The organism is Lacicoccus kunmingensis DSM 17847, assembly GCF_059568765.1.
Genome location: NZ_JCANUC010000035.1, coordinates 1 through 13,638, shown reverse-complemented (window position 1 = coordinate 13,638; position 13,638 = coordinate 1). Strand labels below are relative to the sequence as shown.

Genomic DNA, 13,638 nt, shown 5'->3' with positions numbered 1-13,638 from the left:
CAAAGTGATTAAAATCTAATTCTAGGAGTGGTTGTTTTATGTTGTTAGAAGTCAGTATTGCCAGCGAAAATGAGTATCAAAAAGAGTATGAAAGTGAGACCTTTAATCTTATGTCACAAAAAGGTATTCAAGAAGCTTTTGAGAAAACCGAAGAAATCTGTGAAAATGATGATAACTATGTGATAGTTAATATTGAAAGTGATAGTAATTGGGCGGAAAACGACCCATACACACTATTAGATGATATTACCTCAATCGCTTTAATAATTAAAGAAATGAGCGAATTACAGTATAAAATCTTTATTAATATTGCAGTTGAGTACTGTCATGAGCCTTTTGATGTCGCTGATAAAGTCTTTAATAATAATATAGTATTAGAAACTGATGATGATGATGAAATTTGGGAAACTGCTTTAATAGAAGGAAAAATATATAATATATTAGAATAATATTTATAAATACCATTTGCATACATTGTATGCAAATGGTATACTTAGTATATATCAAAGGAGGATTTTATTATGAATAGTTTAAACATGATTGGTCGTATTGCACAGGATATTGAATTAAAAATTGTTGGTGAGAAAGGTACTCAAATCATTAACAATACTTTAGCAGTAACAGATAAAAAAGATCGTAATAAAACAAATTTCATCCCTTTCACTTTAATAGGCAAAAGTGCAGAGAATTTTAATAAGGTAGTTAAAAAGGGTGATTTAATCGCAATTGAAAATGCAGAAGTGAAAGTTGATAACTATACTACTAAAGACGGTGATAAAAGAAGTAGAACTTACGCATTAGCTTTTAACTTCCAGTTGCTAAAATCAGCGGGTAAAAACAATAATGAAAAACAATCTACTGATGATTCTGTTGAGCCTAACCCATTTGAAAACAGTCCAGCGTACGAGGACGAAGACTTACCATTCTAAAGATTTAAAGACTAATTTCTACCTTTTATTTTTCAGAAAGGATTGATGAAATGTTCAATGAAGAATTGGAGATAGTCAGAAAAAGAATAAATAATGTTGGCTACAAGCTATACACTTATAATGATGTTTTTGAAATATTAAAATCAGATTCTGATTATATTAATGAAGAAATTGAAGTTTTTGTTTTTAAAACAGGAAAAGAATATAGCTTTAGTGAAAGCCTTCTTACTGTATGTGAATATGATTCGGTTGATTCTTTGCGTAAAGATGTCGAAATAAATACTATTAAGTCTAAAACATATAAAAGAGAAAAAGCTTGGGGTAAGAAATTGTATGATTTTTCTAAGCTAAATAATTTTGTATATACCTTTGTAATTATTAGTTAAGGTTTTTAAAATAAAATAAGAAAAGCCCTGGCATAAATGCTAGGGCTTTTCTATCTCTCTCTTTATTCTGTATACCGTATCTCTACTAATCTTCAATTCATCTGATATTTGTTTAATAGGTTTTTTCTGTTTTAAATATTCAACTACTAAATAATATATTCTTCTTTTATTTTTATCTTTGGCATTAGGACTATAACTTACACCCCGCCCTTTATACCTACCCTCACGCTTAGCTATCTCTATACCTTGCCTTTGTCTTTCAAGTATTCTTAAACGCTCTTGTTCAGCATTATAGGAGATAATTTCCTTTGCTAAATTAAGTAACAACTTCCCCAGATCATCTTGATATTTAGTTGTATCAAGAATTGGCATATCCAGTACTATTATATCTATATTCTTATTTATAAAATAATCCCATTCTTCATTAATTTCTTTTTTGTTTCTACCTAAACGGTCTAGTTCAGCAAATACTATTATATCTTTTTCTCTAACAAATTTTTTCATCTTTTTGTACTCAACACGGTTTAAATCTTTACCCGATTCTTTATCTATAAATAATTTTTCACAACCATAATCAGTTAAAATATTTATTTGTCTTTGAATATTTTGATCTACACTACTTACTCTTATATAACCTACTTTCAAGAAATCTACCTCACTTCCATTTCAGACACCCTATTTAGACACTTAAAACTCTCATATACCAGCACTAACAAAGTGACCGTTAAGAGTATACTTTAAGTAGACACTGATGTTAAAAAAAATTACTTCATCAATTGATAGTCTGACTAGATATTTTTTTTAGAAAAAAAGCCTTTTTCAAGGCTTTCATAATTTTTATATATTCAATTCTTAAAGTTTATTTTTATAGGTTATTTCGTATCATTGTAATGATCAATTAATGTTTGTACTGTTTCTGATAAAGACAAATGGATTCTTTTATTTGCCATTATGTCAAACTGTACATCTTCCAATTGACTCTTTACATCAGCACTAATACGCATACTTGTACTTTTATTTTTATTGAGTTCATCTTCATTATATTTTTTCGTCGATTGATTTTGTGCTTTATTGATTAATTTATTACCTTTATTTAAAGCCATTTAGTTCACCTCTTAGTATTTTATTTAAACTTATAATTTCGATAACATTTCATCATTTAATGTATTGAAATTATTTAATGTAACAATTGACCAGTAGTCCTTTTCAGAAATACCATAATTATTAAAGTAGTCCATTCTATCACTGTATGGCACGTAGTTTTTAAAAGCCAAGTCACCATAATAATTTGATATTACTTCACGAACTTCTTCGTGTTTGTTTTTATTTTTATCAGTTAATGTTTGAATAATACCAGTTAAATTGACATCTATATTATTTTGATCTAAGTATGTTTCTAACCAGCTAATTAATTTTTGAGATCCGTAAAAACTGGGCATTTTAGTTTGAACTACTAAGTTAATATGTGTACATGCATGTAGTGCAAGCTTTAAATTTATATTAATTGACGGTGGTACATCAATAAATATAAAGTCATATCTCTTTTTAATTTTATCTATTTGTATTTTTAATAGATTATAGATACTTGAATTGTTTCTATTAACATCATCAAGATAAACATAATTTAAACTTGCAGGTATTATATCGAGATTCTCTTTAATATTCAAAATGCAATTTTTTATAGGCTCATTATTTAGTATCATATCTGATATATCTTTATCAAAATCTTTATCCTGTAGCAAATATTCAGTTAAATTTGCTTGAGGATCATTATCTATAACTAAAACTTTGAAGTTATTCTTACTTAATTCATACGCTTGTAAAGCCGTTGTCGCCGTTTTACCTGATCCGCCTTTGAAATTCATGTTGCTGATAATAACCGTATCTGTGAGTTGATCTTTATATTTTTCAAATAAATCAATATTTTTAATGTCCTCGACTTTTTTACGTTCAGTCACTTATAATCACCTCTTACATAAGGATATGTATATTAAGCATACCATAAGTATGCAATGTATACAATATAAAAAGGACTAAATTTAAATTTATAGTCCTTAGATTAATAATCGGTTATGAAAATATTATTCTATATATAAAGAGTAATGTGCCTAAGATAAGCAATACATACCCCAGATAAAATATAATATTTTTTTTATCTACCCAAACTTTCTTTGAATATACAAGATATAATCCCAATGTAGCTATTATAAGTCCTATATATTCAAAAAATAAGTATTGAGCATAATTTGTGACGGATTCAATCATAGCTACACCTAATTTCTTTTATAAAGATTTCTTTTATAAGAATACTCGGGAATAATTGCTATGAAGCACCCAATAATTAAATACATTCTAACTATATTAGAAAACAATCCATATAATAAAAATCCTACATTATGCATTATAAACGCTGGTAAAATCTCGCTTAAATATTCTAAGAATATCGTTGATAACAGTAGCATAAGTAATATTGAAATAATTGTACCTAATACTCTACCAATAAATAGCTGAAAAAACCTCGTAAACATTAACGGTAATTTGAATGTTTTTTCTACTGCTGATTGCTTCATAGCAATCCCCCCTTTCTCATTTTTATTCGCTATCTTCTACAGTCATATTTAATAGTGCTTGATATTCTTCTTCTTCACGTTTTTCTAATTCAGATTTTTGTGATTTTAAGTTATCTAATGTTGTTTTCTCTGTATCGCTTTTTTTCTTTTTATCCTCTAATGCTGAAACTTCTGAACTAACCGATTCTAATTGTTGAACAGTATTATTGTAATTAATATATTCATTATTAAATTTAGCATTTGCTTCTGATAAATTATTATAGTACTCAATTCTTTGAGTATCTTGTTCATCTGCTTCTGGATCTGGTGCAAATGAATCTACAAAATCAGATAGCTCTTCACTTTGATTAGTTAAATAATACGCTTTGGTAATATCTAAAGCAGTTTGTTTATCAATCATTTTTAGTTCCCCAGCATATTCAATGGCATTTTGGAACTTTTGATTATACATTGCAAGATAAAAATTCAATTGTGGATTTTCTTCACTATCAGCAACTCTTTGTATTTCTGTTAAATTTTCATCATTAATTATACTTCCTATTTTATATGCACTTTTGTCAGATAAAGATAATGCTCTAGTATAATATTGATCTTCGATTAGAAAATCCAGAAATAAATCTTGATCTTCTTCATCTAATTTATCATATTCTAAACCTGTTAGCTTTTCTCTAGCTAGTGCTTCATCACCATTTACATAATCTCTATAAATACTTTTAATTGTTTCTTCTTGTTCTAGCTGGTTTGCAAGAACAGATTCTTCTGGTTCTTCTTCATTTTTTTCCATTGCGAAGCCATCAGTTGTTAAGTACATTGCAATCGCAAATAGAAAAAGGACACCCATTGTTGCTATACCTTTAGTCGATTGTGAAAAGTTTTTTAGTCTTTGACCAATACTTAATTTATTTTCATCATATTCATTAAAACTATTATTTTGACCTTTTTTACTATCAGCTAATAACTGTTTCTTTATTCTTTTTCTCTTTTCTTCTACTGGATCGAAATTTTCTGTACTTCTATTTAACTTTGGTATTTTTATTCTTCTACTCTCTTGTTTAGCAATCAGTTCTGCACGTTCTTTTGCTTCTGATTCTTCGATATATTGAACAGTTTCTTTAGTCAGTTTTTCAATAGCTATGATACTAGGTGCAGATAATAGCTTCTCAACATACTCAATAATATATTTATCTTTTTCAATAAAATCATCATATCGAGGTTTGCCTAGTCTTTTTTCTACTACCGTCAGAGAATGAATGAGTAAATTTTTTATACCCTCTAAATAATCATTTTCTTTAGGAATAGTTAATGGATCAAATTCAAATAATAGACCTTTAACCCTATTGCTCTCTACATCAATATAGAAATTTAATGGATTCCATAAAACATTCACATTTTCTTTTTCACTGAATTTCGCTATTTCTATAAGATCATTATATAAGTAGATTTTATCTTTAAAGTTTAAATCTCTCATTTTATAAAAATCTTTGTGATTAGAAGCGTCATATATAAATGATAAATAATGTGAATGTTGTTCTACATCATGAGCGTTAATAAAATAATCAGAAAGAATATAGTTTCTTTTTAGCATATCTTTATAATTCGCTACTACTACATCTACATCTTTATAATCTAAATTCGATAATTTAGACTTAAATTTCAGTTCATTATCTTCTATAAGTAACTCACCATAATCATTAAAAGATAAATTCATTTAGATACACCTCACTATTATTTGTATACTAAGTATACCATATGCATACTTAGTATGCAATGGCTACTTAGTAATTCCACGTCCTATAGTTTTAAGTGTCGCAACAGTTGCTTTACCAGATCCAGAGCTATTACCAAACTGTTGTAATATCGTTGGTACACTCAATGCTAATACTAGGAACGCAAAGCACATTATTACATTGAAGATATTTTCTCCAAGATCACTTTGTACATTTAGTAATGTAATTAAACTAATAACAATACATATACTTTGCATTAAAACTGTTAAACATCTTGCAACTATATTTCTTAACCACAACGAAAAGAAATTATATTCATCATTAACCATAGTTGTTATACTAATCGGGCCGGTTATATACAATAATGTTAGAAACGCAATATTGTAGAAAAATTGTATAACTACTACCAGCAATAACAATGCTAAAATCACAAAAACTATCATTATTACTTGCATGCTAGGTTGGAAAAACATTTTAACTACTACAGATTGAGATAATGCATCTGAATTTGTAAATGTATTTATAATAGGATATACAACTACAAATTGAAGATTTAATATTATTCTAAACAAATCATCGTATGAACCTATTAAGAACACTGCAATAATTGTTTTCGTAAGCTTATCTGTCAATTCGGGCTGGGCTTGATCAAAATTCCCCATTTTCAAAGTGGTAATTTTTATAATTTGAAAGATTAGAAATACCGCCAGTAAGCTATTTGTTAAAGTTGAGAAAGCATTAATAAATCCTGTTGCAATATCTGTATCCATAATTACACTTGGATTTACACTAACTAAACTCAAAGGTTGTAATATTGTTTGTATAAAGCTAGTCATGAACGTTAAACCTATACTCATAAAATGACAATCTACTTCAAATCTTCCGCAGTCGAAAGAGTTTTCTACAGGATTATATTTTTCTTTTATAATTTCTTCTGTAGAATCATATGCACCTTCACCATATCTGCTTTCTACCTGTTCTTTTATATCTAAAAAATAGTCCTCGTGTGCTTCCCATAAAGCACCTGTATCATTTTCTAAGTTTGTAGTATCTGTAACTAAATTCAGTAATGTTTCATTAGATAAATCTTCATCCATTTGTTGTTGCAGAGTATTTTCATCTTGAACATATAAGTCATTTGATTCAGCACTGTATACTACATTACTTTCCGATACTGGATTTCTAATATCAATCCCGTTATCATTTGATGTTACAACTCCATAAACATCATTAGAATATATCAATATCATTAACAAAAATAAGGGTAGTATTTTCATTATTTTATTAAACATATAATTCCCCCCTTTACAAAACTATGTCTGTGACGAAAAACGTTAAAAATATACCAAAGAACATAATGACAACACATACGAACATATACATTTTAAAAATATAGTTCTCTAATTTTTCTTCATATTCTTTAGGATTTTCTTTTTTTAGTTTTATATTGTTTTTCTCAAAGTTAGTTTTCAAACGTTCTACAAAAATTTTAAGGATTTCATTCACTTATATCACCAAACTTACTTAAATATAAGTAACCATTATCATATGTTGATAAGGTAAATTCACCCTCATGTTCAATCTTTTCTTCTCCAGCAGAAAGTTTTACCACTAAGTTAAATTTATAATGTCCACGAACTTCTTCTTGATCCATACTATCTACTTCTATAATTACATCTTCTACAGATTTATCTTCGTTTAATGCGTATGAATTTTCGTGTGCATTTTGATAGTTAAAGTCATTTTCATCAATAATTTTTGAGGAATGCATACCCATTGCGTTATCGTATTCTTCTTCATTAATTGGCGCATATCTTCCTGATATATAATTAGTCATACTTTTTTTAATTTCTTGGACTATGTTACTATCTAATTCTTCAATTGAACGTTGTTCTTTTGAAGAACTTTCATCATTTTTTTCAATTTCATTTGCTAAATTTTCATCAGTTAAATCTTCAGTTTGTGCTTGTGAACTAACTGTTTCATTTTGATTATCAGATTCATCATTCTGATTATCTTTATTTAACGATTGAGGATTGATTATAAAGTATATAAATATTGCACCAATTATTAAAAATACACTTGCTAGTATTGCAATAATGGATAGTTTATTTTTCTTCATCAGCCACACTCCTCAATTAATTATCATATAGTGATATATCTTTTACTGTAATTTCATCAACTTTCCATTTGTTATTTTCCATAACTAAATCTACTTCAAATAAAAAGTTTGTAATATTTTCTGCACTATCATCATCAGTTTTTAATACTTGTTTTCCTTTTGCCAGTGCAGATGTTCTACTCGTATTAACATCTTCTAAGGCAATGTAGCTTTTGTAATCTTCTAGTTCACTGTATTCACGTAATTTTGTATCGCTGGTAACACTTTGGATTGCTTCTTCAAAATATCTATCTAAAGCTTTTTCTGTTGAAACTTTTTCTGCATTTTCATAACGTTTATGTTTATTTTGATCATTAATCACATAACGTGCTTCTAAAAACTGTTTAATAGTTTGATCTATACTTTCGTGCAATTCTTCTCTTTGAGTTTTAATTTCATCTATATTTATATCTGATTCTGTAGAATCAGATGTTTGTTTGCTTTTTTCTTCTAATTCTTTTTGTAATGAATCTACTTCTTCTTTTAACACCTCATTGTTTTCAGTCAATACACTATTCGCATTTTTCACTTCTGTATATTGATTATTAAGATTAGTATACTGATATATCAATAATCCAATCACACCGACTACAACAATAGTAATAAATACATATAAAATTATTTTGCTACCTTTATTCATAAAGCACCTCTATTATTTAAGTAATAAAATTATCGTCTTTATGCGGAGATAATTTTCTGCTTGTGATTTTCCACTCGCCACCCCAGTTCATTTCGGTAACGATAAATTCTCCATTATCAAATACCTCTGTAACCACACCTATATGACCGTATTCGTAACAACAATCTCTGCCACCTCTATCTAGCTGATATACTGCACCAACACTAGGTGTTTTTGACACTTCAAAATTATCATCTTCACTTGCACGATCGTCCCAAGTGTCTGCGTCCCCCCATGTATTCGGTATAGGTTGACCCATCGCTTTTCTGATTTCGTATGCAAAAAATGTACAATGCCCCGCTAAATATGTGTTACCAGAACTGCGTGTAATATCCATATCTGGCGAAAATTCAATGTCTTCTATGCTCCCAGCAACAATAGAATCTGTACTAGAACTAGGTGAAGATACATTTTCTAATGGATCGGCACTATTTGGACTATAGTATGCTGTAACTGCTTCTACATACTGAATATCGCCATAACAAGCATCTAATTCTCTAGCACCAGCACGTAAACAAGTATATAACTCTGTATTTCTACCACTATCTTCAAACATTTTTTGACTAAATTTAATGGCTACTTCTTTTGAGTATTTTCCGTCATTATGTTCATTCGCAAAATCAATAAATCCAATACCGAAATTGTAAGATTGTAATGTCAATAACACATCATTATTAGCTTTTTCTAAAACTTCTTTAAAATAACTGACACCGTATTTAATACTTTCTTCTGTAGAAGAAATACAACCCATTTCACCGCCACACATACTTTCAGAAGCTTGCATTATATCTACAACATCTGGATTTCCGCCACTTTCTTGGGCAATCATAGCCAATATAATATCAGTATATTCACTGATTCCTTGTTCCTCGGCTTCGGCTTCAACTAATGGTCTTACACTTTCTACATGTTCTGGTAAAGGTTTAGTACCGCCACCTATGCCCGTTCCTGTATCAAAATCTGCATTTAATACTGAAGCAATAATTATAATAAAAAGTATTACCACACCCATTATTAATAAGAAAGTGCCACTTACCATGCTTAGTAATTTAATAATGGCTGATCGTATTATTAAATTTCTAGCTTGTTTTTGTTTATCATTATTGCTCAATTAGATCACCACTAATCTTCTTTGATTTGTTTGATTCTTTCATCAAAAATTTCAAAGTTTTTATCAAACCAGAGTGCTTTTTCTAATTCTGTTAGTTCTACCTGTATTTTCACTTTCTTTGCACCGACATAATAAAATCCTTTACCTGTTTCATCAGTTTTCTCACCCGATATTACTTTTAAAGATTGCTTATCATCTTCGGTCAACCGTAATCTTAATTTTTCATTGATAACATCAACTTCATTTTCTTGCATAGGTAAGATTAACCTTTGTGTGGACTGTAATATGACACTTTCACCATAGTTTCTATGTTCATCTTTAGCACTTAAAAAATCTTCTATAGATTGTGTAGCAACCACTACACCGGTGTTTAACGACCTAAACACTTTCATCATGATGAATAAGTGTTTCATTGCCAATACTACTTTGGGATCGGCTATATAATGTCCTTCATCAATATAAACAAATGTATCTTCTTCGGGCGAAGAAAGAATTGTTGTTTTTATATAGTTTAATACGTTGAAATATACTATTTTCGATAAGTTTTCATCTTCTGTAACATCTTGAATATCAAAGCAAACTAATCTATTTTCTATCTTTATATTTGTATGATTGTTAAATACATTTTTATATATACCAGCAACAAATTGCTCTAGTTTTTTATAGAACGGTTGCAATGTATCAAAAGCGTAACTATCCCGTTCTACTTCGACCTCTATTTTCTCAATACTCTCATTAGATTTTTCCTGTATTTTAGTAAACCTACCACCATGTTCTTTCACACTCATATAGTTATATAAATCTTCTAATATTGGATAATCTGTTGCTTTCACTTCGCTTAAATCTAGCTTGTCTTTCTCTATAGAAAACCCATGAATATCATAAAGTTGAGTTAGTATCTTTGTTAATTCCGTTTCCATTTCAGTAGTCATTTCTGGGTACATTAAATTAAATGTAATTAATAGTTGTGAGATATGGTCAGAGAGTGGATTTGCTACAAATTTTGTTGTTTCATAAGTATCATCATCTGCATGAATACTTATTGAACGTGTAGGTAAATCAAAAATATTTATGGTAGATCCACCTTTGTTCTTAGTGAAAACAATATTTTGTCCGCCCATAGCTTCATATGGATCACCAAACTCACCTTTGGGATCAATAGTAAATATTCTTTTATTAAATGCTTTCTTACGAGCCATATCACTAAATAAATAGGTGCTTTTCCCAGAGCCACTAATACCAACAATAAATTTATGCTTGTTCAGTAATGCATTATCGTCAATTTTAACGATATTATTTGTTTGTCTATTTTTTCCTACGATAATACCGTTATCCATAATAATTTCATTTTCATGAAAAGGGAAAAAGTAACTGACTGCCCCTGCACTCATTGAGCGATAGGTCATTTCTTTTATTTTGTTACTATTTAAAGGCAACATTGATTGAAATGCTTCTTTGTTTTTTAATCGAGGGTACATCAATCTTCCAAATTGTGTACAGACAGCATTTGCGCTTGTTTCTAATCTTCCTAATTCTTCTTTCGATTTAGCCACTATGTGAATTAATGCATTGAAATAATATAATCTTTCGTTACGATATGCTAACTTTTTTAAGATTGCTTTAGCATTATCTCTTTGGGCTTCGGCTTCGGCTTTTCTATGCTCTTTCACATTTTTGCTATCTATTAAAGTTTCACTTTGTTCTATAGAACGAGAAAGTGATTTCCTTACTTCTTCATTTGATATTTTTTCAATATGGTATGTGAAACTAATATTTTCACTAATTTCACTCATCTCTTGAATTAGTTTTCTATCTATTAACTGTTCATATTCTGGTATAACATATGTTTTTGTATAGTTACCGCCAGATCTAATATAATCATCTTCAATAATGATACTGTCTGGTGATAGACTATTTAACGTTTTTGGATTGGCATTGAGGAAGCTTTCTTCAATCGTTTCTGTTTGTTTTTTCTTTTTAAATAATCCAAACATAATTCCACCCCTTTTAAATGTGAATACGATTTCTCTTTTCTTTTTCATATTCTTTAATTGCGTCATCAAATTCATCTTTGGTCAAAGTAACATCTGTATCAAAATCACGGTTTATAGAACTAAGTTGTGATCCTTCGTAATCTATAATAGTGTGTTGTAACTCATGCAACTCTGCATTATTCAAAACTTTTGCGGTCAGTTTTAAGTTACCTACTAGCATATTTTCGATTTTTGATTTTAACCTCAGTGCCTTTTTATCTAGTTCGTCAAAACTATCTGCATTTTTGTAAGTGACATCAACTGAAATAAATCTATTTCTATTAACCATATTTCTGTTTTTTTGTATATCATTTGTATAATCTATATAGCTTTCAGCTAGCAATCTTGCTTTAATTTCAGTATTTTTTTGTGCTTCTGTTTTACAGTAATTAATATAATCTTTCAGACTGATTGGTTTTGCATAAATCATAAATTGCATTGGTAAATATTCTTCTTCCAAATCATTGAGAAACGTTTCAAATGACTTGTAAACTCTGGATTCTTCTTTTTCAGACAAAGTTTTTAAATTTATACTAGATACCTCTATTACTTTGACTAAACGATCATCAATTGTTTCATAGCAATCGTTTGTAATATCGTATATATCCAGCACACTTCTAATATCATTCATAAAATCACCCTTATTAGTTACATTAAAATCTTTTTTGAATATAAATTTTTTCTTCATTTTTTTGAAATTATAATTGTAAATAATCTCTGAAACTAAATTTATATTTTTTCTTCTATAGCTACTTTCAAATTGCAAAAATGTAAACAATAGTAACGGTGGTAAAAAACAGAATAGATAGAAATATAATGGCGGATTGAAAATATCGGTTTGATAAATAAAGAAAACTAATATTCCAGAAGCAATTAAGAAAGGGAGAGTATAGATAATATGTTTCAGTTTAAATACGAAAACATATCTATCCTTATCAATTTCTAAAGGTAATTCTATTTGCCCCTTTTCTGATAGTTCTCTTTCACGTTGTTGTTCCGTATTGTATTGCATGATTTAACCCACCTTTTTTAGACACTTAAATTAAAATAAAAAGGTTGAAATTCAACATATTCAACCTTTATTCAAATTTACCAGTTTGTTTGTACCCAGTTGATAATCAATGTGATTGATAATGCCCCTATAAATGCAAGGAAAGCCCAGGGTAAAGCAGATTTCATTTTCTGTTTACTTTCTTGTGATCCGAAGAAACTCCCCATGAATATAATAATTAGTGCGATACTGAATAGACTAACAACTAAACCTTGTAGACCTTGGAATAAAGATTGTAATAAAGAATTAGCACGTCCAAAGATATTCAGAAGCATTAGATGTTCTGTAGCACTGTTAAGCGTTACATTGACTAAACTTGAAAAATAAAATAAATTCATTACTTTCACCTCTTAATTTATTTGATATATATATCATAGCATGCAATGCATACACAGTCAACATAATACATACATTGCATGCAATATTTCTACTAATTAACCTATATTAAATGGTGTAGCGTTTGCCATATCTCTTTCAACTTGATCTTTTAACATCTGATGTGCATATTCATTGTAGTAATTTTTAATAGATTTAGTTAAATAAGCATGATAGTTCTTTATACTTGAATTATTAGATTTAGCTTCATTAATTACTCTTTGTACAGTTTCTGCTATTTCTATTGCATGTTCTTCCAAAGTAAAATCACAACCATATCTATAATATTCTTTGCCTAGTTCTTTTATAATACTGCTCTTGGCTTTAAATATAATATCCATAACATCTTTACAATCATCATATGGTAATTGTTTAACTATTAATGTTATCGGTTGAGGGTATTTATTTAGGATCATGTCCTTTTTATGTTCTTCTTTATTAAAATTATTATCCCCAGCATTACCAGAAGGGTTATTTGAATTGCTTGAATTACCTGTATACATATTATTCAAGTTATTATCAGTGTCACTAAGTTCAGTATCACTAAGTTCAGTATCATTAGTTCCCTTTTGAAGGGATTCTTGATTCCCTTGGTGTGGGATTCTGGATTCCCTTG

16 protein-coding genes are annotated in these 13,638 nt (G+C 28.8%); 3 read left to right on the top strand and 13 right to left on the bottom strand.

The window, feature by feature from the left end:
* Window positions 1-38 precede the first annotated feature (38 nt).
* The 3 genes from BO48_RS16255 to BO48_RS16245 all read left to right on the top strand — a co-directional run bounded on the left by BO48_RS16255 (window position 39) and on the right by BO48_RS16245 (window position 1,315).
* Window positions 39-449 carry a hypothetical protein gene (locus BO48_RS16255; RefSeq protein WP_496369101.1) on the top strand — a complete coding sequence of 137 codons (411 nt, stop codon included), beginning with the start codon at window positions 39-41 and terminating at the stop codon, window positions 447-449.
* Between the two features lie 72 nt (window positions 450-521).
* Window positions 522-929, top strand: a complete 408-nt coding sequence (locus BO48_RS16250) for a single-stranded DNA-binding protein (protein WP_496369100.1) — start codon at window positions 522-524, stop codon at window positions 927-929.
* A gap of 50 nt (window positions 930-979) precedes the next feature.
* Window positions 980-1,315, top strand: a complete 336-nt coding sequence (locus BO48_RS16245) for a hypothetical protein (protein WP_496369099.1) — start codon at window positions 980-982, stop codon at window positions 1,313-1,315.
* A gap of 39 nt (window positions 1,316-1,354) precedes the next feature.
* Here the strand turns inward: BO48_RS16245 and BO48_RS16240 are convergent, their stop codons facing one another.
* From BO48_RS16240 to BO48_RS16180, 13 genes are all read right to left on the bottom strand, one after another.
* The gene (locus tag BO48_RS16240; RefSeq protein WP_496369098.1) at window positions 1,355-1,960 is read right to left on the bottom strand and encodes a recombinase family protein; all 606 of its coding nucleotides are present in this window, start codon (window positions 1,958-1,960) and stop codon (window positions 1,355-1,357) included.
* Window positions 1,961-2,187: 227 nt separating this feature from the next.
* Entirely contained in the window at window positions 2,188-2,418 is a 231-nt protein-coding gene (locus tag BO48_RS16235) for a hypothetical protein (protein WP_496369097.1), read from the bottom strand.
* Window positions 2,419-2,448: 30 nt separating this feature from the next.
* Window positions 2,449-3,273, bottom strand: a complete 825-nt coding sequence (locus BO48_RS16230) for a ParA family protein (protein ID WP_496369095.1) — start codon at window positions 3,271-3,273, stop codon at window positions 2,449-2,451.
* Window positions 3,274-3,588: 315 nt separating this feature from the next.
* Entirely contained in the window at window positions 3,589-3,885 is a 297-nt protein-coding gene (locus BO48_RS16225; RefSeq protein ID WP_496369093.1) for a hypothetical protein, read from the bottom strand.
* Window positions 3,886-3,907: 22 nt separating this feature from the next.
* Window positions 3,908-5,593, bottom strand: coding sequence for a hypothetical protein (locus tag BO48_RS16220; protein ID WP_496369091.1), 1,686 nt, complete (start codon window positions 5,591-5,593; stop codon window positions 3,908-3,910).
* A 63-nt stretch (window positions 5,594-5,656) separates the two neighbouring features.
* A complete protein-coding gene (locus tag BO48_RS16215) occupies window positions 5,657-6,904 on the bottom strand; it encodes a conjugal transfer protein TrbL family protein (protein WP_496369089.1) in 1,248 nt (415 codons plus the stop codon).
* Window positions 6,905-7,110: 206 nt separating this feature from the next.
* Window positions 7,111-7,734, bottom strand: a complete 624-nt coding sequence (locus BO48_RS16210; protein ID WP_496369088.1) for a hypothetical protein — start codon at window positions 7,732-7,734, stop codon at window positions 7,111-7,113.
* Between the two features lie 16 nt (window positions 7,735-7,750).
* On the bottom strand, window positions 7,751-8,413 hold the full coding sequence (locus BO48_RS16205; RefSeq protein WP_496369087.1) for a YddI family membrane protein: 663 nt from the start codon (window positions 8,411-8,413) through the stop codon (window positions 7,751-7,753).
* A gap of 16 nt (window positions 8,414-8,429) precedes the next feature.
* Window positions 8,430-9,563, bottom strand: coding sequence for a lysozyme family protein (locus BO48_RS16200; protein WP_496369086.1), 1,134 nt, complete (start codon window positions 9,561-9,563; stop codon window positions 8,430-8,432).
* Between the two features lie 11 nt (window positions 9,564-9,574).
* Window positions 9,575-11,605 carry a VirB4 family type IV secretion system protein gene (locus BO48_RS16195; RefSeq protein WP_496369085.1) on the bottom strand — a complete coding sequence of 677 codons (2,031 nt, stop codon included), beginning with the start codon at window positions 11,603-11,605 and terminating at the stop codon, window positions 9,575-9,577.
* Entirely contained in the window at window positions 11,571-12,608 is a 1,038-nt protein-coding gene (locus BO48_RS16190; protein WP_496369084.1) for a TraC-like domain-containing protein, read from the bottom strand. The genes BO48_RS16195 and BO48_RS16190 overlap by 35 nt, the downstream gene beginning before the upstream one ends.
* 77 nt (window positions 12,609-12,685) lie before the next feature.
* Complete coding sequence (locus BO48_RS16185; RefSeq protein ID WP_496369083.1) at window positions 12,686-12,985, bottom strand: hypothetical protein; 300 nt, start codon at window positions 12,983-12,985, stop codon at window positions 12,686-12,688.
* A 96-nt stretch (window positions 12,986-13,081) separates the two neighbouring features.
* Window positions 13,082-13,638, bottom strand: a 557-nt coding sequence (locus BO48_RS16180) for a hypothetical protein (RefSeq protein WP_496369082.1), incomplete at its 5' end; no start/stop codon positions are given.